This window comes from Sorangium sp. So ce362 (assembly GCF_051519845.1).
GTDB lineage: Bacteria > Myxococcota_A > Polyangia > Polyangiales > Polyangiaceae > Sorangium.
In genome coordinates this window covers 8,815,506-8,839,911 of the sequence record NZ_CP150332.1, presented here as the reverse complement: position 1 = coordinate 8,839,911, position 24,406 = coordinate 8,815,506, and the positions used below count along the sequence as shown (strand labels likewise).

At 69.5% G+C, this 24,406-nt stretch carries 8 protein-coding genes; 5 read left to right on the top strand and 3 right to left on the bottom strand.

Annotation, left to right across the window (positions count from 1 at the left end; all coding sequences use genetic code 11):
* Positions 1 to 78 precede the first annotated feature (78 nt).
* The 5 genes from WMF17_RS33905 (at position 79) to WMF17_RS33885 (ending at position 20,343) form a co-directional block, all read left to right on the top strand.
* Positions 79 to 9,033 (top strand): neuraminidase-like domain-containing protein, encoded by an 8,955-nt coding sequence (locus WMF17_RS33905; RefSeq protein WP_437597402.1) that lies wholly within the window; start codon positions 79 to 81, stop codon positions 9,031 to 9,033.
* Positions 9,034 to 9,078: 45 nt separating this feature from the next.
* Positions 9,079 to 9,627 (top strand): hypothetical protein, encoded by a 549-nt coding sequence (locus WMF17_RS33900; protein WP_437645167.1) that lies wholly within the window; start codon positions 9,079 to 9,081, stop codon positions 9,625 to 9,627.
* Positions 9,628 to 9,824: 197 nt separating this feature from the next.
* On the top strand, positions 9,825 to 17,123 hold the full coding sequence (locus WMF17_RS33895) for a SpvB/TcaC N-terminal domain-containing protein (protein WP_437597398.1): 7,299 nt from the start codon (positions 9,825 to 9,827) through the stop codon (positions 17,121 to 17,123).
* On the top strand, positions 17,120 to 17,431 hold the full coding sequence (locus WMF17_RS33890; RefSeq protein ID WP_437597397.1) for a hypothetical protein: 312 nt from the start codon (positions 17,120 to 17,122) through the stop codon (positions 17,429 to 17,431). The genes WMF17_RS33895 and WMF17_RS33890 overlap by 4 nt, the downstream gene beginning before the upstream one ends.
* An 848-nt stretch (positions 17,432 to 18,279) precedes the next feature.
* The gene (locus WMF17_RS33885) at positions 18,280 to 20,343 is read left to right on the top strand and encodes a toxin TcdB middle/N-terminal domain-containing protein (RefSeq protein WP_437597396.1); all 2,064 of its coding nucleotides are present in this window, start codon (positions 18,280 to 18,282) and stop codon (positions 20,341 to 20,343) included.
* Here WMF17_RS33885 and WMF17_RS33880 read toward each other — a convergent pair.
* From WMF17_RS33880 to WMF17_RS33870, 3 genes are all read right to left on the bottom strand, one after another.
* Positions 20,252 to 21,064 carry a glutaredoxin family protein gene (locus tag WMF17_RS33880; protein WP_437597395.1) on the bottom strand — a complete coding sequence of 271 codons (813 nt, stop codon included), beginning with the start codon at positions 21,062 to 21,064 and terminating at the stop codon, positions 20,252 to 20,254. The two genes, WMF17_RS33885 and WMF17_RS33880, sit on opposite strands and share 92 nt — an antisense overlap.
* Positions 21,061 to 23,181 carry an ATP-binding cassette domain-containing protein gene (locus tag WMF17_RS33875; RefSeq protein WP_437597394.1) on the bottom strand — a complete coding sequence of 707 codons (2,121 nt, stop codon included), beginning with the start codon at positions 23,179 to 23,181 and terminating at the stop codon, positions 21,061 to 21,063. The genes WMF17_RS33880 and WMF17_RS33875 overlap by 4 nt, the downstream gene beginning before the upstream one ends.
* A gap of 194 nt (positions 23,182 to 23,375) precedes the next feature.
* Entirely contained in the window at positions 23,376 to 24,002 is a 627-nt protein-coding gene (locus tag WMF17_RS33870) for a glutathione S-transferase family protein (RefSeq protein WP_437645166.1), read from the bottom strand.
* Positions 24,003 to 24,406: the final 404 nt, after the last annotated feature.

Below are 24,406 nucleotides of genomic sequence, written 5' to 3'. Positions count from 1 at the left end.
CGACAAGGCGCATCGATCTCGGCGGCTGAACACCGCGCCGATTGGCGGTTCTTGAGCATGGAATCGAAGGGAGCTCTCATGAGAAAATATCAACTCTCCGGTCGGATCGTCCGAGCCAAGACCGAACGTGGCGTCGGCAATGTGCGCGTCGAGGCGTGGGACAGCGCCGAGGTCTACACGGATCTCATCGCCGTCGCCGTGACCCAACAGAACGGCGATTTCGAGATGTCGCTCGATCAGGCCGACGTGGATCGCTATTTCCAGGGGCGGAAGCCGGCGATCGCGCTCCGCATGTTCTCACCCGGGGCCGAGGAGTACGTCACGCGCTACACGCAATGGAAGGTATCGACGACGCCTGCCACCCTTCGGATCGAGGTGGACCTCGCGGTGACCTCGACCAAGCGCGCACCGGCCCAATCGGGCGTGCGCGGCGCTGTGCGGAACGCGCAAGGCGCGGTAGTCCCGCTCGTGATGGTACGCGCCTACGACGTGAGCCTGGCGTCAGAAACCGAGATCGGCTCGTCTCAGACGGATTCGTCGGGCCATTACAAGATCTCGTACTCGAGCCTCTTGGCGTCCGGCAAGCAACGGCCGGATCTCCGGCTGATCGTCTACGATATGTCGAATCAGGAGCTGGGCCGCTCCGCGCTGATGGTCCGCGCCCCATCGATCGCTGTCGTCGACCTGCTCACCAGCCAGGACCAGGAAAACCGCGGCCTCTCGGAGCTGCAGCAGGTCAAGTCGCGCACCGCGGCCCATACGCTGGGGGTGCTCCTCGGAGACCTCCAGGGCGAGCAGGTCGATTTCGTCGCGAAGGCGACCGAGGTGGATCGCGGGCAGGTCGAGGCGCTCGTCGCGGCCGACTCCCTCAGGGGGTCCGTGAGCGTCGGCGATTCCGCCGATTCTTTTTACCCCTTCGTCCGCATGGGCTTGCCGGCCACCAAGAGAGGGCTCCTGGCGTACCCCAAAGCCACGCTGCGCCGCGCGCTCGACGAGGCAAAGGAAGCAAAGATCGTGGGCGGCGAGGTCAGCGATGGCATCGTCGATCTCATCGCCCAGGCCGCCGTCGACCTCGCCTTCGAGGCGCCGCCCCCGGGCGCGACCTGCAACCTCGGTCAGCTCCTCGGGATCGTGATGCCCACCCAGTCCCACGCTGAGGAGTTCATCGCCGAGTACATGGCGCACGAAGGCACGCCCGCGGCCTTCTGGGCCCACCTCGCGACCCTGCCCTCGTACCAGAGCGAGGGCGAGCTCCTCCTCCCGCGGGTCCAGCTCGTGCTGCAGCTCGGCGCGCTCACGCGCTATCACTTGCCGCTCATCGAAGAGCTGTGGGATCGCTGGCAGAACGGCCAGATCGACGTCCTCAAGGACCTTGCGGCCTACAGCGAGGCCGACTGGATCGCGAGCCTCGCCCTCCAGCGCAACGGCTCGCCCATCAACTGCCCGGCCGACACGCCCGGAGCGACGGTGACCGAGAGGCGCGCGGCCTACGTCGAGGTCATCCGGCGCGCCCTGGAGGTGGCGTTCCCGTCGAAGGCGGTCGCGTCCGCGATCGCCGTGGTCGGCGGGAGCGAGCTGCCCACCTTCTTCAACAACAACCCTTCGTTCGAGCTCGGCAAGACGCGCGCCGGCCACTACATCGCGTCGAACACGGGGGCGTTCGCGGGGATCTCCAGCCCCGCGGCCGCGGAGCTCGAGCTCAAGGCGGTCGAGCGGCTGCACAAGCTCACGCCCAGGTACGAGGAGGCGAAGGTGCTGCTCGACGCCGGGTTCAAGTCGGCGGGGGAGATCTCGCGCCGCGGCCGGCTCCGGTTCGGCGCCGAGCTCGGCTCTGCCCTCGGAGGTACCCAGATCGCGGACGACATCTACGACAGGGCGGCCGCCATTTCCGATGTTGCGCTCGCGCTGTCGCTCAAGTTCAGCGCGACCCATAACCAGAGGTCGGCCTACACCCTGCCCGACCCCACGCGCCGCGCGAGCCAGGTGGCGCCAGACTTCGCGACGTACGGGGCGCTTTTCGGCTCGACCGACGCGTGCGCGTGCGCCCACTGCGCCTCGGTCTACGGGCCGGCGGCGTACCTCGTCGACCTGCTCCGCTTCCTTGATCGTTACTACTCCAAGGTCACGAAGAGCGGCAGCACCAAGTGGACCGCGAAGGAGCTGCTCCTCGGCAGCGCGCCGGGGAACACGCCGGTGAACGCCGGACGGCGCCCGGACATCGGACGCATCGACCTCACCTGCCAGAACGCCGACACGCCGCTGCCGTACGTGGACCTGGTGAACGAGATCCTCGCCCACGCGGTGGTGAGCGAGAACCATGCCGTGCCCGCCTTCCCGGAGCACATCGCGACCGTCGGCAGCGCCGAGGAGCTCGCGGCCATGCCGAACCCGCCCAGCGGCGAGGAGGACTGGCACGAAACGGCTTACGAGGACCTGGCGACCACCGACTTCCCCTTCAGCTTGTCGTATCACCACCGGCTCCACGAGGCGCGCGTCTATCTCGAGCACCTCGGCGTGCCCCTGCACGCGCTCTCGTCCGAGCTGAGGGCGAGCTGGTCCAGCCCGGAGGCCATGTATTCCGAGGATGCGGCCGCCGATCGGCTCGGGCTTTCATCGCGCGAGCGCGATCTGATCCGCGGCACCTTGATCTCGGGCGTGACCTTGGCGAGCGCCTGGGGCTTCGCCGCGGACGCGCTGCTCCCCGGCGCGATGTTCCATGTGTCGCAGTTCCTCGAGCGCTCGGGCCTGTCCTACGACGAGCTGCTCGATCTGCTCGGCACCGCCTCGCTTCATCGCTTCGGTGTACCGACGATCGTCCCCGCGGGGAGCTGCAAGATCGAGGAGCAGAGTATCACCGGCCCGAGCGACGCCCTGGGCGTGCTGTACCTGGTGCACCGCTTCCTGCGGCTGCGGCTGCGCCTCGGCTGGTCGATCCGCGAGCTCGATCAGGTGCTGGCCGCGTGCACTCCCAGCGGCACCGGCCTCGTGAACGGCCGCGCGCTGCGCGTGATCGCGGTGATCCAGGCGCTTCGCGCCGAGCGGGGCATCTCGCTGCCGATCGCGGTGCTCGCGAGCTGGTTCGGGCCGCTCGACACCCAGCGCCGCGACGCCGGCGAGACGCCCTCGTTCTACGAGCAGCTCTTCCAGAACAAGGCCGTGACCAACCCGGTCGACGGCGCGCTCGCGCTGCCGGGGGTCGCCAGCCTCTCGACCGCCAACCTGTTCGAGTCCCACACGCCCGCGATCCTCGCCGGCCTGCGCATCACCCGGGAGGAGCTGTCGCTGCTCACCGAGGACTCTGGGCTCGGCCTGACGCCGCTCGTCCCGGCGGACACCTCCGACGTCGCGCCGGTGACGCTCGCGAAGCTCCACCGCTTCGTCACCTTTGCGCGGGCGGCACGGCTGTCGCTGCCCGATTTTCACGTGCTCTACAACCTGAGCACCTACAGGCCGTTCGAGGCCGACAACCCCGAGCACACGCTGCGCTTCCTGGACACGGTCGATCGCGTCCGGCGCTCGGGGCTGTCGCCCGCCGACCTCGAGGTCGTCTTCCGGGGGAGGCAGTCTCCGCGCGCGCGGATCTCCGTGACGGACGAGGCGGTGAGCCCCGTGCTCGACCAGATGTTCGGCGCGCTGCTGGCGCTGCGCGGCAAGAACGGCACCCCGGACAGCGAGGCGGAGGCGGCCCTCATCGAGGACACGCTCGCCGCGGCGCTGAAGCTCGACGCGCGGTCGATGCACCTGCTCATCGCGGATATCCTCACGACGGGCGAGCCCGGCGACGCGCCGCTCGGCAGCGCGTTCTCGCTGGACGCGGAGCTCCCCGCCTCGCCGCCGCCGTCGCTCGACAGTCTCGGCCGGCGCGCCGCGCAACTCGCCGCCTACCGGCACCTGGCCAGGGCCGCGGCGGTCGTGCAGCGGCTCGGCGCGAGCGCCGACGAGATCGAGCGGATGTTCGTCTTGGACGAGGGCGAAGACGCCGCGGTGGCCCTCGATCTCGACGCCTTGCCGCGCGCCGTGATCGGCGGCGACGGCTCGCCGCTGTTCGAGGACTGGGAGAAGCTCGTGGATTTCGTCGAGCTCCGTTCCCACCTCGTCGGGCCGAACCCGTCACTGGCGAGCCTGTTCGTGGCCGAGCCCGCGACGCTGGCCGCCGCCACGGGCTGGCCCGCGGCCGACGTCGAGCAGTTGCTCAGCACCCGCGGCTACGAGATGCTCAATCCGAGCAACGCCGCGGAGCAGGTCTCGGTCCTCGGGCTCGTGCGCCGCGCGATCGTGGTGCTGAAGCGGCTCGGCGTCTCGGCCGAGGAGGCGTCCAATTGGCTGACCTCGATGCAGTCGCTGGACGCCGGGCCCACCGCCAGCATCATCCGGGCGGCGAAGGCGAAGTACTCCGACGCCGAGTGGGCGCGGGTGGCGCCGCCGCTGCGCGACGTGCTGCGCGAGCGGCTCCGGGCCGTGATGGTGGCGTACCTCGTGGCGAAGCGGGGATACGAGGACAGCGACGAGCTGTTCGCCGACCTGCTCGTGGACGTCGAGACGAGCCCCGCGGTGATCACCTCGCGCCTGAAGCAGGCCATCGGCTCGGTGCAGACGTTCGTGCAGCGCGCGTTCTTGAACCTGGAGGCGGATCATCTGACGCTCCCGGAGGAGGCGGCGCGCGAGTGGGCGTGGCGGAAGAGCTACCGCGTCTGGGAGGCCAACCGCAAGGTCCTGCTCCAGCCCGAAATGTACCTCGACCCGTCGCTGCGCGACGACAAGTCGCCGTTCTTCAAGGATCTCGAGGCCGAGCTCCGGCAGAACGACATCACCGACGACGCCGCGGAGCGCGCGTTCGAGCGGTACCTCGACAGGCTCGACGAGGTGGCGAACCTCGAGATCGCGAGCGCGTTCCACCAGAAGGAGGACGGCGACGACACGCACCTTCCGATCGACGTGCTCCACGTCGTCGGCCGCACCGCGGCCCAGCCGTACAAGTATTTCTACCGCACGCGGGTGGACGGGCTGTCCTGGACTCCCTGGGAGCCCATCGATCTCGACATCGAGGGGGACAGGGTCCTGCTCGCCGTGGTGGATCGTCGGCCACACCTGTACTGGCCGATCATCGAGGAGCGCGCCGTGCCGGAGCAGCCGATGCCGGAAGACACGCGCTATCCGGGAAAAACGGCGTTGACGAGCCATTACATCCGTCTCGCATGGAGCCAGCGTCGCAACGGCGCGTGGGGTGCGCGCCGTATGAGCGGCGGCTCGGAGGTGAATCTGCAGTCGCGATGGAATCCCGATTTTATCGCGCTGTTCGTGGAGCGCGATGATGAGCAGGATCCGACCCGGATCGCGGTGGTAAATATCGCCACCTACTCCGGCCGTCGCCTCGGGCACTTCGCGCAAAGCACTTGCGGTGCGCTGGAGGGCACGGACTTCAGCGACGACTATCGGGACTTCATTGAGTTTGATCCGGCAATGCCCTACAGGACCGGCTGGCGGGGGCAGCACTTGGTCTCGAACAATGCGACCCGGCTGATCGTTCCGATCTCGCTCGACGGCTTCCAGAAGTGGATCCCGCTGCTCGGCAGCGTCACCCCGTTCCGCGCGCTCATTCCGCGCGAGATCGGCAGTGGGCGCAGCGAAGACAGCGCCTCGGCCGGCGCGCCGTTCTTCTTCTACAAGGACGCGAGCTCGACGTTCTTCTCCGAGCTCGTCCTGACCGAGCACACCGAGTGGTATCCTGCCTCGAAGAGCCAGCCTGGGATCACGCCGTACGGCGACGTCCCCAAAAATGACGTCGTGCTCGTCGTGCGCGGGGGGCTGTCGACGGCCGAGTGGGTGAGGCAGGCGCCCGAGGAGATGCGCATCGCGCACGTCTACGAAGACGCGAAGCGATACCGCTTCATGTCCTTCTACCACCCCTACGCCTGCCTGTTCCGGAAGGAGCTGCAGCGCTCGGGCGTGGACGGGCTGCTCAAGTGGTCGCTCCACCCGACCGATCCGCTCCAGCGCCGCTCCCGCAACGCCTTCGAGGAGACGTACGACCCGGACCCCGAGTACGTGCTCACGCCGTATCCGAAGGAGGACGTCGACTTCTCGTTCCAGGGTGCTTACTCGCTCTACAACTGGGAGCTGTTCTTCCACGCGCCGTTGCTGATCGCCCTGCGGCTGATGCAGAGCGGCCGGCACGCGGAGGCGCAGCGCTGGTTCCACTTCATCTTCGACCCGACCACGGGCGATCCTGCCCCGTCGCCCGAGCGCTTCTGGAACGTGCGGCCGTTCCGCGAGAACAAGGATCTCGGCTCGATCGAGGACGAGCTCCGGGAGCAGTCGGGCTCGCAGCAGGGCCGGATGGCCAGGCTGCTCAGCTCGCTCCTGACGGGCCAGGACGACGAGCCGGAGAAGCTCGATCTCGTCGCGCAGATCGAGGCGTGGCGGAAGGACCCGTTCAATCCGCACCTCATCGCGCGGATGCGGCCGATCGCCTACCAGAAGGCGGTGGTGATGAAGTACATCGAGAACCTGATCGCGTGGGGCGATCAGCTGTTCCGGCGCGAGACCATCGAGTCGCTCAACGAGGCGATGCAGCTGTACATCCTCGCCGGCAACATCCTCGGCCGGCGCCCGGTGCGCATCGAGCGGAAGGACGCGGTGACGCCGCGGAACTACTGGCAGCTCGAGGCGCTCGGGCTCGGCGACCTCTCCGACCCGGTGATCGGGTCGCGGTCCCGCGTCGAGGCGGAGAGCCTCGTTGTCGACTCGCTGATGAAGGCGCTGCACCGCACGTTCTTCGGGCGGGCGCCTGACCTCGGAGAGCTGTACTTCTGCGTGCCCCAGGACGAGGCGCTCTCGGGGCTGTGGGACACGGTCGCCGATCGGCTGTTCAAGATCCGACACTCGATGAGCATCGAGGGCGCGGTCCGGACGCTGCCCCTGTTCGAGCCGCCCATCGATCCGATGCTGCTCGTGCAGGCGAGGGCGCTCGGCGTGGATCTCGCGACGGTGCTGAGCGAGGCGAGCTCCCCGCGGCTCCCCTACCGCTTCCAGGTGGTGCTCGCGAAGGCGACGGAGCTCTGCGGCGCGGTCTCCGGGCTCGGCGGCGCGCTGCTCGCCGCGATGGAGAAGAAGGACGGCGAGGCGATCGCGCGGCTCCGCTCGGGCCACGAGGTCGAGCTGCTCGCGGCGGTGCGCGAGATCAAGGTGCAGCAGGTCAAGGAGGCCCAGGCGACCGTCGCCTCACTGGAGCGGTCGCACGAGACGGCGCGGCTCCGCCGCGACCACTACGCGGGCCTGCCGCGGATCAGCGCGGCGGAGCAGGGCGCGCTGGCCATGAGCGTCTTCGGCATGGAGCTCGGGCTCGCGGCGCAGGCGATCGCCGCCGTCGCCCCCGGCGTCGAGGCGACCCCGCCGACGACGTTCGGCGGCGCGGGCGCGTTCGGGAGCCCGGTGGCCCTCACCACGATCGGCGGGCAGGCGTCGGGCGCCCCGATCGAGGCGGCGTCGCAGGCGCTCTCCATGGTCGCCGGCGCGCTGCGCGAGGGCGCGTCGATCGCGTCCACGATCGCCGGCTACGAGCGGCGCGCCGAGGAGTGGGCGCTGCAGGAGCGGCTCGCGGCGAAGGAGATGCAGGGGCTGGAGAAGCAGATCGTCGCCGCGAAGATTCGCGCCGCAGTGGCCGAGGTGGAGCTCAAAAACCACGATCGGCAGACCGAACAGGCGCGCGAGGTGCTCGCGTTTCTCCGGGACAGGAAGCGCACGACCGAGGAGCTCTACGACTGGATGGTGGCGGAGCTGTCGACCGTCCACTACCAGACATACACGCTGGCCTACGATATGGCGAAGCGGGCGGAGCGGGCGCTCCGGTTCGAGCTCGGCACGGCGGACGGCACGCCCGCGATGGTGCGCTTCGGCGCCTGGGACAGCCTGAAGCAGGGCCTGCTCGCGGGCGAGCGGCTCCAGCACGACCTGCGCCGCCTGGAGGTCGCGTTCCTGGAGCAGACGCCGCGAGAGGCCGAGCTCGTGAAGCACGTCTCGCTCGCCGAGGTCGCGCCCGAGCAGCTCATGCGGCTGCGCGAGACCGGCACCTGCGAGCTCGAGCTGACGCAGGAGGTGTTCGATCTCGATTACCCGGGTCACTACTTCCGGCGCATCAAGTCGGTCGCCGTCACGATCCCGACCGTGACCGGCCCGTACGCGGGCGTGAACTGCACGCTCACGCTGAGCAACACGAGCGTGCGCCCGCCGCAGCCGGTGACCGCGCAGACCTACGAAGACACCGATGATTTCCGGACGGATCTCGTGCCGCTGACGGACGTGATCGCGACCAGCGGAGGGATGAACGACGCGGGCCTGTTCGAGCCGAACCTGCGCGACGAGCGGTATCTCCCCTTCGAGGGCGCGGGCGTGCTCGGCACCTACAAGATCGAGCTCCCCGCGGCGAACAACCGCTTCGACATCGCGGCGGTGAGCGACGTGATCCTGCACATCCGGTACACGGCGCGCTCGGACGGCGCCCTCGCGGCCGCGGCGAAGGAGTATTACGACGCACACCCGCCGGTGCGGCGCCGGCTCTTCAGCCTGCGGTCCGAGCTGCCGGCCGAGTGGGCCCGGTTCCTGATGGCGCCGTCGGATAACAACGTGCCACAGGAGCTCTCCATCCCGCTCACGCCGGAGATGTTCCCCTACGCCCCGGCGACGCGGAAGGTCGCGTTGACGAGCGTCACGTTCTATGCGCGGTGGAACGGCAAAGTGGCCTATACGAGCGGCGTTGCGCTCGAAGTGCTGGTGGCACCGCCAGGGGCCACGGCGACCGAGCGCGCGCTCCCCGGCTATCCGGACAATAACGCGCGCAGCACGGGCAAGAGCGCCACGCTGAGCCTGTCCAACAACGAGCGGGATCTCGGCACCTGGACGCTCAGCGCGAGCAGCGCCGCGGTCGGCGAGATCGCGCAAGCGCTCACGACGACGACGACGCCGGCGAGCCACCGGCTCAACGACACGCTCCAGGACATCTATCTGCTCTGCGAGTACAGCTTCGAGTCGGCGTGACCGCAGAAGAAACCCAGGCGATCTCTCATCAAGGAGTCAGCATTTATGTCGGACAACATCACGCTTCCTGAGGGCGCGGGCACGCTCCTCGCCACCGACGAGATCCTCGGTGTCCACGTCCTGCGCGCCAAGGTGCAGACGGGCGCGGACGGCACCGCCGTCGACGTCTCGCAGGACGACCCGATGCCGGTCGGCCTGGTCGAGCCGCTCCCGGCCGGCGGCAACACGGTCGGCGCGGTCCATGTGAAGCCGGCCACCGCAGGTGGGCTCTCGGTGTACCGCTTCCTCGGCTTGAACTCCTCGGGGCGGAGCGTGAAGAGCTCCGCCGGGCAGGTGTTCGGCTGGCACCTCGCCAACACCGGAGCGAGCGGGGTGTTCGTGAAATTCTATGACACTGCGGAGGCCCCCGTCGTCGGCTCTACCACCACGTTCGCGACGCTCTACGTGCCGGCCGGGCAGGTGGTCTCGGCCGAGCACACGAACGGCATCGCGTTCTCGAGCGGCATCGGCATGGGCGCGACCACGGGCCTCGCGGAGCTCGACGCGACCGCGCCCGCGGCGAGCACGGTGATCGTGAACGTGTTCTACAAGTAGCGCTGCCCGCAGAGGGCGCGTGGCCTTGTCCCGGGGGGGGCGGTGGGGCGACGAGGACAGGGCCGTGGAGAGTTGGAATCGTCCGTGAGCGGCGCGCGCCCCCGCGCCGCTCACGGACTCGGCGGCCGACGCCGTCGTGCCGGAGCGAGTCGCTCCGGGCGCGCGGGCCGCCCATTGCCAAGGGAAGAGGGAGACGGATGAACGCTCGTGAGCCCAAGAACGCAGCCACCGCTGCTCCGAACGCATCGCCGGCCGCGCCGGATGCCGGAGCCCGCGGCAAGAGCCGAGACCCCGCGCCCCTCGGCCGGGAGGGGTCCGGTAAAGACACCGAGGCTCCGAAGGGCCTCCCCGGCGCGCCCAAGGCGCTGGAACTGCCGGCGCCCGCGCTGCCGAAGGGCGGCGGCGCGATCCGCGGGGTGGATGAGAAGTTCTCCGCGAACCCGGTGACGGGCGCGGGGTCGTTCTCGATCCCGCTGCCGGTGAGCCCCGGCCGCGCCGGGTTCGGGCCAGGGCTCGCGGTGACGTACGATTCCGGGTCTGGCAACGGCCCGTTCGGCGTGGGCTGGCAGCTGTCGATCCCGCGCATCACGCGAAAGACCGACAAGGGCCTTCCCCGTTACGACGACGCGCACGCGAGCGATGTGTTCGTCCTGTCCGGCGCGGAGGATCTGGTGGCGGCCCGCTCGATCGACGGCGCGGAGCTCGACCGGTATGAGACGGAGAGCGAGCGGGTGATCCGCTACCGTCCCCGCGTGGAGGGGGCGTTTGCGCGGATCGAGCGCCGCGAGGTCAAGGCGAGCGGGAACGTGTACTGGACGGCGACGACGCCGGACAACATAACGAGCGTGTACGGGAGGAGCGAGCATGCGCGGATCGCCGACCCGGCGAGGCCGGAGCGCATCTTCTCGTGGCTTTTGGAGGAGACGCGGGACGACAAGGGCAATGTCGTCGTCTACGACTACAAGGCGGAGGATTTGACCGGCGTGGCGCGCGACGAGGCCGCGGAGAGCCACCGCCACGCGGGCCGCGCGGCCGTCGCGAACCGCTACCTCAAGCGCGTCCGCTACGGGAACACCGTGCCGGGCGACGCGGAGAGCAGCCTGTTCGAGGTCGTCTTCGATTACGGTGAGCACGAGGGGGTGGCGCCTACGCCTGCGGAGAGCGTTCCGTGGCCGGTCCGCCAGGACCCGTTCTCGGTGTACCGCGCCGGGTTCGAGATCCGTACGTACCGGCTCTGCCGTCGCGTGCTGATGTTCCATCGCATGACCGAGCTCGGCGAGACCCCGTGTCTCGTGCGGTCGCTCGATCTCACGTACGTGCCGGGCCCTCACCTCACGCGCCTCGCCGCCGCGACGCAGGCGGGATATCTCCGCGATCCGCAGACCCAGGCGTACAGCCGCGAGGCGCTGCCGCCCATCGCGCTGACGTACAACGAGCCGGTGATTCACCGCGAGGTGAAGTCGCTCGATCTCGAAAGTCTTCGCGACCTGCCCGGCGGCACGATGGGGTCCGGGCGGCGGTGGGTCGATCTCGATGGCGAGGCGCTCCCCGGCATCCTGATCGAGGAGGGCGAGGCGCTCTATTACAAGCAGAACCTCGGCGCGGGCCTTCTGTCCCCGGCGCGGCCGCTCCCGTCGCGGCCGGCGGTCCTGGGCGGTGGGCAGCTGCTCGACATCGACGGAGACGGGCGCAAGGAGATGGTGGTGTTCGAGCGGCCGGTGTCGGGCTACTTCGACCGCACGGACGCGGGCTGGGCGGCGTTCCGGCCGTTCGCATCGCAGCCGAACGTCGACTGGAGTGACCCGAACGTCCGCCTCATCGATCTCAACGGCGACGGTCATGAGGACATCCTCATCACGGGGCCGGACACGTTCACCTGGTATCCGTCGCTCGCCAAGGGCGGCTTCGACCGGCCGACCACGATCACGCGCCCGAGCGACGAGGAGCGCGGGCCGTCGCTCGTCTTCGCCGACGCGGCGCAGAGCATCTTCCTGGCCGACATGAGCGGCGATGGGCTGGTCGATCTCGTGCGGATCCGGAACGGCAACGTCTGTTACTGGCCCAACCTCGGCCATTGCCGCTTCGGTGCCAAGGTGCAGATGAGCGGCAGCATGCGGTTCGACCACGAGGGCCGCTTCGAGCCGAAGCGCATCCGCCTCGCCGACGTGGACGGCTCGGGCACGACCGACGTCGTTTACCTGCACGCGGACGGCGTGCGCTTGTATGCGAACAACGCGGGAAATACGTTTGCTTCGCCGGTGATCTTGCCACAGCTGCCGGACGTGAGCGAGCTCGCGGCGGTCGACGTGATCGATCTGCTCGGCTCCGGGACCGGGTGCCTGGTCTGGACCTCGTCGCTGCCCGGGGCGCGCCCGCGGATGCGCTACATCGATCTGCTCGGGAGCGTGAAGCCGCACCTGTTGACGTCGGTCGCCAACAACCTCGGCAGAACCACGACGGTGACGTACGCGCCGTCGACGAAGTTCTACCTGGCCGATATGGCCGCGGCCCGCCCGTGGGGGACGCGGCTGCCGTTCGTGGTGCACGTCATCGAGCGCGTCGAGGTGTTCGACGCTGTCTCGCGGCACCGCTTCGTGACGACGTATGCTTACCACCACGGGGACTACGACGGGGTGGAGCGGGAGATGCGCGGCTTCGGCATGGTCGAGCAGCGGGACACCGAGTCGTTCTCGGCGTTCAGCGGGGCCGGCTTCGCGCCGCCCGCGGCCAACGCCGATCCCGAGCTGCACCTGCCGCCGGTGCTGACGAAGACGTGGTTCCATACCGGCGCGTGGACCGAGGGGGCGAAGATCTCGGCGCAGTACGAGAGCGAGTATTACGCCGGCGACGCGGGCGCGGTCCGTCTGGAGGATACGGTGCTTCGCGAGGAGCTCCGCGCGGTCGAGATGCGCGAGGCGTGCCGGGCGCTCAAGGGGCGGCCCCTTCGCCAGGAGGTGTATGCGCTCGACGGGTCGGCGGAGGAGCCGCATCCGTACGTCGTCACCGAGCACAGCTACGCGATGCGGCGGCTCCAGCCCGCGGTGGGCGGTGCACACGCCGTGTTCTTCGCCCATCCGCGCGAGGCGCTGGAGTACCATTACGAGCGCAACGAGAGCGATCCGCGCGTCGCGCACGCGCTCACGCTGAAGGTCGACGAACACGGCGCGGTCAAGCGGACGGCGCAGATCGGGTATCGCCGGCGGGCGGCGTGGGCGGAGTTCCCCGAGCAGGAGCAGGGGAAGGCGACGCTGACGGAGCACGAGGTGGTGCACCTGATCCCGGATGAGGAAGGTGCTTATCGGATCGGGGTCCCGACCGGGAGCCGGACCTACGAGCTGCACGGCCTGCCGCTCGGCTCGGAGGCGGTGCTCGCGTTCCAAACGGTCCTCGACGCGGCGGACGAGGCGATGGACCTCGCTTACGACGGCACGCCGAGCGGGTCTTTCGAGAAGCGCCTGTTGCAGCACACGCGCGCGAGGTACTGGAGCGACGATCTCACGGGGCCGCTGCCGTTCGGCGAGGTCGGCAGCAGGGCGTTGCCGTACGAGAGCTTTGCCAAGATCCTCACCCCCTCGCTGATCACGTCCGTGTTCGGCTCCCGCGTCACGAGCGGCATGCTCGAGGAGGGGGGCTATGTCCAGCTCTCGGGCGATGCGGACACCTGGGTGTCCTCGGGGCGGGCGGTGCCTTCGGCGGCCCACTTCTACTTGCCGACGGCGTTCGTCGACCCGTTCGGCAACACGTCGCAGGTGGTCTATGATGCGCATTGCCTGCTCGTGACGGAGATGACGGATCCGCTGAACAACGTCGTGGAAGCCGTCCCCGACTACCGCGTCCTCGCCCCCGCGCGGCTCACGGACGCGAACGGCAACGAGAGCGAGGTGCGCTTCGACGCGCTGGGTAGGGTCACGCTGTTGGCGGTGATGGGCAAGCCGGGGGCCGGCGAGGGCGACACGCCCAACGACCCGACCGTGACATTCGAGTACGATCTCGAGCAATTCCAGAGCACCGGCAAGCCCAACGTGGTGCACGTCCGCGCCCGTGAGCAGCACGGCGCGGGCAACCCGCGCTGGCTGGACACGTACAGCTACTCGGACGGCTCGGGCAACGAGGTGCTGCGCAAGGTGAAGGCGGAGCCGGGGCTCGCGCCCGAGCGCGACGCGAACGGCGCGCTGGTGCACGACACGCAGGGCGACCTGGTCTTTTCGCACGCGACGTCGCGCTGGGTCGGCACCGGGCGCACGGTGGTGGACAACAAGGGCAATCCGGTCAAGCAGTACGAGCCGTTCTTCAGCGCGAAGGAGGAGTACGAGGACGAAGCGGAGCTCGTGGAGTGGGGGGTCACGCCGATCCTGCGGTACGATCCGCTCGGCCGGCTCATCCGGACCGACCTGCCGAATGGCACGTTCTCCCGGGTGGTGTTCGATGCGTGGAAGCAGACGTCACACGATCCGAACGACACGGTGCTGGAGAGCTCGTGGTACGCGGCGCGGCAGGCGCTGCCCCAGGGCGACTCGGAGCGCCGTGCGGCGGATCTGGCCGCGGCCCACGCGGGTACGGCGGCGGTGAGCCACCTGGACGCGCTCGGGCGGGTGTTCCGCGCGGTGGCAGACAACGGGGCCGAGGGGCAGTACATCACCCAGACGACGCTCGATATCGAGGGGCGGCCGCTCCTGATCACCGACGCGCGCGGCAACGAGGCGATGCAGCATCGCTTCGGGCTGGGCGGGCAACTGCTCTATCAGAAGAGCAACGACGGCGGCGAGCGGTGGATGCTGGCGGGCGCGACGGGGCAGCGGCTGCGCGCCTGGAACGGGCGAGGATTCGTCTACCGCTCGTCGTACGATGGGCTGCGCCGGCCGACGCACGAGCACGTGCAGCTGGGCTCGGGTAGCGAGCGGCTCGTGCGACGCTATGTCCACGGCGAAGCCCACCCGCAGGCGACGACGCTGAACCTGCGCGGCAGGGCGTACCAGGTGTATGATGGCGCGGGCGTGGTGACGAGCCAGGCGTACGACTTCAAGGGCAACCTGTTGCAGGCGTCGCGCCGGCTGCGCAGCGATGTGCATGCGGACGCCGACTGGTCGGTGCTGGCGGGGCTGACGGATGTGTCCGCCATCGCGACGGCGGCCGAGCCGCTGCTGGAGGTGGAGAGCTTCGGTACGCAGACGGCGTACGATGCGCTGAACCGGCCGACGAGCGTGACGGCGCCGGACGCGAGCGAGGTCAAGCCGACGTACAACGAGGCGGGGCTGCTGGAGCGGGTCGAGGCGCGGGTTCGAGGCGCGGTGGCGTGGACGACGTTCGTCGACGACATCGACTACGACGCGAAGGGGCAGCGCGAGCGGATCGATTATGGCAATGGCACCTCCACGGCGTACACGTACGATCCGCTGACGTTCCGGCTCTCGCGGCTGAAGACGACGCGGAGCTCGGACAGCGCGGTGCTGCAGAACCTCACGTACGTGTACGACCCGGTCGGCAACATCGTGGCGATCGGGGACAGCGCGCAGCAGACGGTGTTCTTCAACGACGATGTGGTGTCGCCGAGCGCGCAGTACGTGTATGACGCGGTCTACCGGCTGATCCAGGCGACGGGGCGGGAGCACGCGGGCGGGCTGTCGGATGCGCCGCGCGACCAGAACGACCTGCCGATTCAGTCGCTGCCGCACCCGAACAACGCGCAGGCGCTGAGGAACTATACGGAGCAGTACGTCTACGACGCGGTAGGCAACCTGCTGAGGATGGTGCACCAGGCGGGCACGGGAAGCTGGACGCGGTGGTATGCATACGACGAGACGGTGAACAACCGGCTGACGAGAACGACCGGGGACCCGGAGCACGGGCCGTTCAGCACCTATGCGCATGACGCGCACGGCAACATGACGTCGATGCCGCACATCACGGCGCTGACCTGGGACGAGAACGACCAGGTGCGGAGCACGGATCTCGGCGGCGGCGGCGATGTCTATTACGACTACGACGCTGCGGGGCAGCGCGTGCGCAAAGTCTGGGAGCACAACGGGCTCGTGGACGAGCGCATCTACCTCGGCGGCTACGAGGTGTACCGCAGGCGCAGCGCGTCTGGGTTGGTGCTGGAGCGGCAGACGCTGCACGTGATGGATGGCGCGCGGCGGGTGGCGATGGTGGAGACCAAGACGGTGGACACCTCGGGGCCGTTCACGGTGACGCCGCGGGTGCGCTATCAGCTGGACAACCACCTCGGGTCGGCGTCGCTGGAGGTCGACGGGGCGGGGCTGGTGATCGGTTACGAGGAGTACCATCCCTACGGGACCACGGCGTACTGGTCGGCGCGCAGCGGGGTGGAGGTCAGCGCGAAGAGGTATCGCTACACGGGCAAGGAGAAGGACGAGGAGACGGGGCTCTACTATCACGGGGCGCGGTACTACGCGCCCTGGCTCGGGAGGTGGACGAGCGCGGATCCGGCGGGACTGGTGGATGGGCCTGGGCTTTATGCCTACACCAAAGATAATCCCGTACGTTTTGTAGATCGAAACGGAAATGAGAGCGACGAGCACGACCCACTTGCGCTAGAGGCGCTTCAGCGCGTCAATGCCGTCAATTCCGTTCGGCTGGGCTTCTTGCCCGCAAGTCAGCAAGAGGTGAATGCGCAGCGCGCCGATGCGGAAGTTGCAGCGAGGGCTAGATCTGCTCCAGAAAAGCGCCATCGACCGAGTTCGGCGAGTGCGAAGGGCGAGCTCTCCGACAAGACGCCGGTGCTCCCATTTTTCATCAATGTGCCTAGCTCATTCATACGATCTAATCAGACTCCGCCAGATGGTGCGCCAGTGGGTCTCGATGCGCTCCGAATGCTCAACACTGGAGCTTCAATAGGCGTGGCGAATTTTTCGCGAGACATCGCGCCAGGGACGTCAATTGTAAACCTTACGGGCCTGACTGTGGATGCCATTTCCGGGGGAGTGACGGTCGTCAGCGCGGTCGCATCGTTGCATCGCGCGACAAACCTGGGAGCAGTCGCCTCACACGTGGGCGCTGTCCGGGGAACCGCCCAGTCCCCAGCCATGGCACCCTACGCCAAGAATGCCACAGGCCCGAGAACCGTCGAGGAGGCAATCGAGCTCGCGAGATCGCATGGAGTCGATATTCCTGATGATATCGCCATCAAGGTCACGTCCACAGCTGTTCCTGAAGGGGCAGATGCATCCTACCTGGTTCTGAAGGAGGTGCGGCCTGGGCAGTCCTTTACATGGGAATCACTGCAGAACCGATTCGGACAAGTGGCAGTCAGAATCAGGCCTGAGGTACTGGAAAGTGATGAGCACGCTGTGGCTGTTCTCGCGCACGAGATGCATGAACTAAACTCGCTACGGAGTCTGTTTGAAGAAGCTGCCGATGGAAGGATCAGCGCTCAGAGGCTGGGACAGCTAATCAATCCCGGCATCAAAGGAAATCTCCATGATCAGGCATGGGACGTTGCCGACAAGACAGTTCAAGCCATGAGGCAGAAGCGATGAGTAAGCTTGGTCGAGAACTCGATTTCGATGCGTTGCTGAGGGCCTACGATGACGGCCTGCTTGGCCGACTTGAATTCTACTATTGTCTCTTGATACGAGCCGAAGGAGCGGATCCAGAGGAGTATCTTGCGCGGATTCCTGCCGAGCACAGAAAAGGTTTTGCAGAGGCGATCGAGCAGTTTCCCGTTGGTGATAGCAGGGTCGAGCTTAAGCAGGGCTTCGACCCACCACCCGACGCCACCGTCCGGGGGCTACGAGCAGCGCTTCTTAAGAAGCGAGCTGAGGGGTGGGAGAGCAAGGATGAGTGAAAGCTCGACGGCGACCTGGCTGCTCCTCTCGGTTGCTGACGAACGAGCTGATTGATGACATTGCGCTCAAGCTCGCTGATGGTCCCGACCGCGATATTCGGATACGATCTCCTCCGGTTCAGGGACTCCGGGTTCGGCTGAAGCGCGCCGCCGCGGTTTCACACGGTCAAGTACGCGGGGGGGCTCGCGTCTGCTAGCCGCCCACGTTGGCGCGCAAGCTGATCGGACCGCGCCCTGCGAAGCCGCAACAGCCCGCGAAGGCGGACGACGAGCCCGCTCCCAGACGCAAGCGGGGCGGCGACCGGGCGGTCGACGACCCGCGCCGAGCTTCTGCGCCGCACGTTGGCGCTCGATGTCCTCAGAGTGCCCGGCCTGCAAGGGCAGGATGAAGCTCGTCGCCAGGATCACCGAGCCGAGCAACATCGCCCGCTTCCTCACCGCGCTCGGTGAGCCGACCGACGTTCCAGGCCGCTCACCCAGCGCCGACGCGGCGGCCGCCCTGCTGGGGGTTCGGGGCGCAGGGCACCGTAGGCGACCCGGAGCCCCGAGCGTTGAAGAGCACCGTCCTGCGCCGCAAGGCGCTCGGGGACGCCGCGTAGCCGCAAGAACATCCCGGGCCAGACCAACTCCCGGAGGGCGATGTGTGCCCGCGGCACGCCGATGCGCCCCTTGGCACGCTCTTCACGCTCTTGCACGCTCTGCGCCACGCGGGGCCCGCTCTTTCGACCCATGAACGACGCGTCGCGACGCTCGCGGTCCCGCCACTTCGATTCGCCGCGCCACACTTCTTCGCGCAGCGATCCGGCTTCTTTTACCTACGCGCCGGGCGCTTCGGGGCGAAGGTGGAGATGGCCCGGGCGCCCTGGTTCGACGAGCCGGACCAGTTCGATCCGCGGCGCATCCGGCTCGCCGACCTCGACGGGTCGGGCACCACGGACATCCTCTACATCCACCGCGAGGGGGCGCGCATCTACGAGAACCAGGCCGGCAACGGGCTCGGCGCGCCGGTTGTCCTGCCGCGGCTGCCCGATCAGAGCTCGCTGTCCAGCGTCGCCGCGCTCGATCTGCTCGGCACCGGGACAGGCTGCCTGGTGTGGTCGAGCCCGCTGCCCGGGGCGAGCACGGCGCCGCTGCGGTACATCGACCTGCTCGGCGGCAAGAAGCCCTATCTCTTGACCTCGGTAAAGAACAACCTCGGGCTCGAGACGCGGCTCGCGTATGCGCCTTCGACGAAGTTCTACCTCGCCGACCGGGCGGCCGGCCGCCCCTGGGTGACGAAGCTCCCGTTCGTCGTGCACGTCCTCGAGCGCGTCGAGGTATTCGACGCGGTCTCGCGGCACCGCTTCGTCACCACGTACGCGTACCATCACGGCGACTACGACGGCGTGGAGCGAGAGATGCGTGGCTTCGGCATGGTCGAGCAGCTCGACACCGAGTCCTTTTCGGCCTTCAGCGGTGCGGGCTTCACGCCGCCGCCGGCCAACGCCGATCCCGAGCTGCACCTGCCGCCCGTGCGCGCGAAGACGTGGTTCCATACCGGCGCCTGGTTCGAAAGGGGCACGATCTCCCGGCAGTACGAGAGCGAGTATTATGCCGGCGATGTGGACGCGATCCGCCTGGACGATACTCTTCTTCCGAAGGGGCTGCGCGCAGGCGAGATGCGCGAGGCGTGCCGCGCGCTCAAGGGGCGCGCCCTTCGCCAGGAGGTCTATGCGCTCGACGGCTCGGCGGAGGAACCGCGTCCGTACCTCGTCACCGAGCACAGCTACGCGATGGAGCGTCTCCAGCCCGCGGTGGGCGACGCGCATGGCGTGTTCTTCGCCCATCCGCGCGAGGCGCTCGAGCACCATTACGAGCGCAGCGAGAGCGATCCGCGCGTGGCGCACGCGCTCACGCTGGAGGTCGAGCACGGCGTGGTCAAGCGCTCTGCGCAGATCGGATACCGGCGCCGGGCGGCGTGGACGGCGTTCCCCGAGCAGGCGGAGGGGAAGGCGACGCTGACGGAGCACGAGGTGGTGCACCTGATCCCGGACCAGGAGGGTGCTTATCGGATCGGGGTCCCGACCGAGACCCGGACCTACGAGCTGCACGGCCTGCCGCTCGGCCAGGAGGGGGTGCTCGCGTTCCAGGTGGTCCTCGACGCCGCGGACGCCGCGGCGCACCTCGATTACGACGGCACGCCGGACGGCTCCTCGCAGAAGCGCCTCTTGCAGCACGCGCGCACGACGTACTGGCGCGACGACCTCACGGGGCCGCTGCCGTTCGGCGAGATCGGGGGCAGGGCGCTCGTTCACGAGAGCTTCGCCAAGGTCCTCACGCCTTCGCTGATCACGTCCGTGTTCGGGACCCGCGTCACGAGCGCCATGCTCGCGGAGGGGGGCTATCTCCAGCTCCCGGACGATCCGGACTATTGGGTGTCCTCGGGGCGGGCGGTGCCCTCGGCGGCTCACTTCTACTTGCCGACGGCGTTCGTCGACCCGTTCGGCAACACGTCGCAGGTGGTCTATGACGCGCATTGCCTGCTCGTGACGCAGGTGACGGATCTGCTGAGCAATGTCGTGGAAGCGGTCCCCGACTACCGCGTCCTCGCCCCGTGGCAGCTCACGGACCCGAACAGCAACGTGAGCGCCGTGCGCTTCGACGCGCTCGGCGGACCGGTGCAGGCGCTTGATCGAGGCGACGCCCGACGGATGGTGTCGCGCCGAGCCTCAGATCAAAGTCGCCCCCGGGATCGCAGGTCCGGGGGCCTGCGCCGCGCGGCCCTCGAGCCGGCGGCCCCCGCAGCCCCCCGGATCTCCGGCCGCCCCGCTCCCCGCCGCCTCAGAGCGTCGTCCCGCGCGCCGCCCGCGCGAGCGCCTGGTCGAGGGCGCCCGGGCTGTACCCGACGAGGATCTGCCCCCGCACGTCGATGATCGGGATGCTGCCCCCGCGCTGGTGGCTCTTCGCGAGCTTGTCCTGCATCTCGGCGGCCGCGGCAGGGTCCTCCTCGATGTCCTTGACGACCGCGGCGACGCCCTTCGCGCGCAGGTAGTCCGCGGCTTGGTGGCACGGCTTGCACCACGACGCGCCGTAGATGATCACCGTGACCCCGCCGAGCTGGCTCGGCGCCGCCGGCGCGCCCGCGGAGCCGCCGGGGCCCGGCGCCGCCGCGGGCGGGGGCGCCGTCTTCGCGATGTGCTCGGCGCGCCGCTTCTCCAGCAGCGACTCCCATTCCCGCCGCGGCATCGTGCGGACCGCATACGTGCCGTCCGGGCGCTTCTGCGTCAGATCCGCGACGTAGAACACGTCGCGCGTGCCCTCCGTCCGGTCCGAGAGCATGGCGCGCACCATCGACCGGCCCTCGGCGGGCACGTCGGCCGGGTGGAGCTCGACGTGCGTATCGCCCTTCTCGTCGACCCACGTGAGCATCAGGTTCGCCGTCTCGTCGCGCAGCTCGAGCGGCGGCAGCTCGGCGGAGGTCTGCGCCGGGGCGGTGCCGTCGTCGCGCTGTTCCTTGCACGCCGGCGCGAGCGCCGCCGCGGCGATCGCCAGCAGAACCGCCGCGAGCCGGGCGCCGGCCGTCCACGCGACGCACGCGCCGCGCACGCCGCTCGTGCCCCGCGCCCCGCGCCCGCCGCCCGCCGCCCGCCTCACACCTCGCCTCCCGCCGTCGTCGCCGAGGCCCCGAGCTCCTCGCTGAGCGCCATCCACTCCGCCATCGCCGCGTCGACGCGCTTCGCGAGCGCCTGCTCCTCGCGCGCCGCCGCCGCGAGCTTCGCCCAGTCGCCGCCCGGGTCCTTCTTCAGCGTCTCGCGCATCTCGGCGAGCTTCGCCTCGCCGGCCGCGATCTCCGCCTCGAGCTCCTTCACCCGCTTGCGCTTGCGCTCCGTGGCCCGCGCCGCCGCCTTGTCGCTCTCGAACGCCCGCCGGCGCGCCGCCGCGTCCCCCGTGTCCCCGGCGCTCCCCGCGTCCGGCGGCGGCATCGTGGCGCCGCTCCGCCGCACCGCGCGGGCCGGCTTCGCGCCCTTGTCGGCCGCGGCGCCCCTCGCCGGCTCCTCGCGCGGCGCGGGCGCGGGCCCGCTCGCGCCCCGCTGCGCCCCGCGCCCGCCTCCGGCCGCCGCGCGCGCCGCCGCGCGCTCCTCCGCCTCGCGCGCCGCCGCCTCGGCCGCGAGCTTCTCGACGTTGTCGCGGTAGTCGCGGAAGCCGCCGGGATAGATGTCCACGCGCCCCTCGCGCACGGCGACGGTGCGCGTCGTCACCTGCTCCAGGAACCGCCGGTCGTGCGAGACGAGCAGCACCGTGCCCTCGAAGCCCGTGAGCGCCTCCTCGAGGATCTCGGCGGCGGGGATGTCGAGGTGGTTCGTCGGCTCGTCGAGGAAGAGCAGGTTGCGCGGCTCGAGCAGCAGCTTCGCCAGCGCGAGCCGGCTCCGCTCGCCGCCCGAGAAGCCCTGCACCTTCCGGAGCGCGTCGTCCCCGTAGAAGCGGAAGCGCGAGAGGTACTGGCGCGTCGCGTCGACGTTCATGTCGGCGCGGACGCTGCGGATCTCCTCGACCGCGGTCTTCGACGGATCGAGCGAGCCGAGGTGCTGGTCGAAGTAGCCCTGGCAGAGGTTCGTCCCGCGCCGCACGTCGCCCGCGTCCTCGGGCCCGCCCGCGCCGGCGAGCAGCTTGAGCAGCGTCGACTTGCCGGTCCCGTTGGGGCCGACGACGCCGACGCGGTCGCCGCGCCGGAGGAGGAGGTCCACGCCGGAGAAGAGCGTGCGGCCGCCGCGGGAGGCGCCGAGCCCGCGCGCGTCGAGCACGATGTCCCCGCTGCGCGGGGCGGGCGCGAACCGGAACCGGACCTTCTCGGCGACCGCCCAGACGTCCTCGGGCCGGTCGACGGTCTCGAGCTTGTCGAGCATCTTGCGCCGGCTCTGCGCCTGCTTCGTCTTCTGGCCGGCGATGTTGCGCCGGATGAAGTCCTCGGTCTTGGCGACGAACGCCTCCTGCCGCTCGGCGAGCTCCCGCTCCCGGGCGAGGTCCTCCTCGCGGGCGACCGCGTAGTCGCTGTACTTGAGCGGATAGACCCGGAAGCTGCGCTGCCCGAGCTCCATCGTGTTCGGGCAGACGGCGTCGAGGAAGGCGCGGTCGTGCGAGACGCAGAGGAGCGCGCCGCCGAGGCCCGCGAGGTGCTTCTCCAGCCAGGTGATGGTCTCGATGTCGAGGTGGTTCGTGGGCTCGTCGAGCAGGAGGAGGTCGGGCTCGATGGCGAGCACGACGCCGAGCTGCAGGCGCCCGCGCTCGCCGCCGGACAGGCTCTCGACCGGCCGATCCATGTCGGCGGGCGAGAACCCGAGGTGGGCCGCGATGATCTCGACGCGGCGCTCGAGGTCGTCGCCGCCGACGATGTGGTAGCGATCGGTGAGGTCGCTGAGCCGGGCGAGGTCGGCCTCGCTGCCGCTGGCGGCGTCGTGCTGCGCCGCGGTGAGGGCGTGGCGCAGCTCGAGGACCTCGGAGAACCCGGAGAGGAAGGCCTCGAGCACCGTGCCCGCGGCGTGGAGCTCGTGCGACTGCCGGAAGTAGGCGACCCGGATCCCCTTGCGGATCACGACCGAGCCCGTATCGGGGGTGAGCTCGCGGGCGACGAGGCGGAGCAGCGTCGACTTGCCTGCGCCGTTCGGCGCGACGAGCGCGGCGCGCTGGCCTGGCTCCAGGGAAAAGGTGATGCCCTGGAAGAGCTTGTCGGCGCCGTAACCGAAGCTGAGGTCGGCGACCTGGAGGACCGTCATTGCGGCCGAGTTCTAGCATGGGTCGGGCGCGCGCAAGGGCGCCCGGGCGCGGGGCCCGACAGCGCGCCGACAGCGCTGGATGACAGTCGGTCCTGGCGGCGCAGGCGGTGCGGGCGGTGCGGGCGGCGCAGGCGGTGCGGGCGGCGCAGGGGAGGGGGCGCCTCGCCCGCTCGGCGAGCGGGGCGCCCTCGGGCTCAGGTCTCGACCATCGCCGCCTTGACGGCCGGTCGCTCCATGACGCGGCCGAGCCAGCCCTGCAGGTGCTTCTGCTCGGAGAAGTCGATCTTCGCCGCCGGGAGGCCCCAGCCGAGCACGGACGCGAGGTCGAGATCCGCCAGGGTACAGCGCTCGCCGGTGATGTACGGGCGGCCGGCGAGGTGGCCATCGAGGATGCGGAGCAGGCCGCGCGTCTCGGTCAGGGCCTGCTCGGCTTGCTTCTCGTCGCGCAGCTCCTCCTGGAAATACTCGCTCGTGTTCGCCATGTAGCGGAACAGGGCGGCGGCGAGGCTGACCTGGCCCCAGACGAGCCAGGTCAGGGCCGTGAGCTGCTCGGGCGAGCCGGGGGCCGGCCACAGGCCCTTCTGGACGCCGTAGCGCTCGCCGAGGGCGATCTGGATCGCCACCGACTCGAACATCGGGGTGCCGTCGATCACGAGGGCCGGCACCTGGCCATTGGGATTGAGGGCGAGGAACTCCGGCTTCTTCTGGTCTCCGGCGCGCAGGTCGACCCGGACGACCTCGTGGGGGAGGTCGAGCTCGGAGAGCGACAGGCGGATGCGCCCGGCGCTGGACATCGGAGAGTAATAGAACGTGATGGACATGGGGGTAGCCTCCAGCGCCCCTTGTAGTTGATCCGACTCGCCGACGTCACGCCCGACGTGCAGCGGAACCCCGGGCTGGTTCGGTTCTCGCTGGCGCGACGGATGCGCGGCATTTGCCGTGCGGAGCAAGAATCCGACGTGGGGGTGGTGAGCTGGCGAAGGGGGTGGTCCTTCGCTGGTCGCGCCTCCGAGCCGGAGATGCGCCGAGACCGAGGACAGCGGCAGCGGCCGCGTGCCTGTGGGGTGACGCCTCGCCGGCGGCTCCGGCGTCGAGCGGGGCCGCACTCGATCCAGGGCTCTGTCCCGGCGTCCTGCTCCTCGCCCGCGAGCTTCGATGATCGATGGGGGCGGGGGATGGTGATTACATCAGCTCATCTTGTCGGAGTCGCTCGCCAGCCGCGCCA

What these genes read in the sequence shown, in the direction of transcription:
- WMF17_RS33905 (WP_437597402.1), top strand. Translation starts at nt 79, where the DNA reads ATGAGAAAATATCAACTCTCCGGTCGGATCGTCCGAGCCAAGACCGAA.
- WMF17_RS33900 (WP_437645167.1), top strand. Translation starts at nt 9,079, where the DNA reads ATGTCGGACAACATCACGCTTCCTGAGGGCGCGGGCACGCTCCTCGCC.
- WMF17_RS33895 (WP_437597398.1), top strand. Translation starts at nt 9,825, where the DNA reads ATGAACGCTCGTGAGCCCAAGAACGCAGCCACCGCTGCTCCGAACGCA.
- WMF17_RS33890 (WP_437597397.1), top strand. Translation starts at nt 17,120, where the DNA reads ATGAGTAAGCTTGGTCGAGAACTCGATTTCGATGCGTTGCTGAGGGCC.
- WMF17_RS33885 (WP_437597396.1), top strand. Translation starts at nt 18,280, where the DNA reads ATGGCCCGGGCGCCCTGGTTCGACGAGCCGGACCAGTTCGATCCGCGG.
- WMF17_RS33875 (WP_437597394.1), bottom strand. Translation starts at nt 23,181, where the DNA reads ATGACGGTCCTCCAGGTCGCCGACCTCAGCTTCGGTTACGGCGCCGAC.
- WMF17_RS33870 (WP_437645166.1), bottom strand. Translation starts at nt 24,002, where the DNA reads ATGTCCATCACGTTCTATTACTCTCCGATGTCCAGCGCCGGGCGCATC.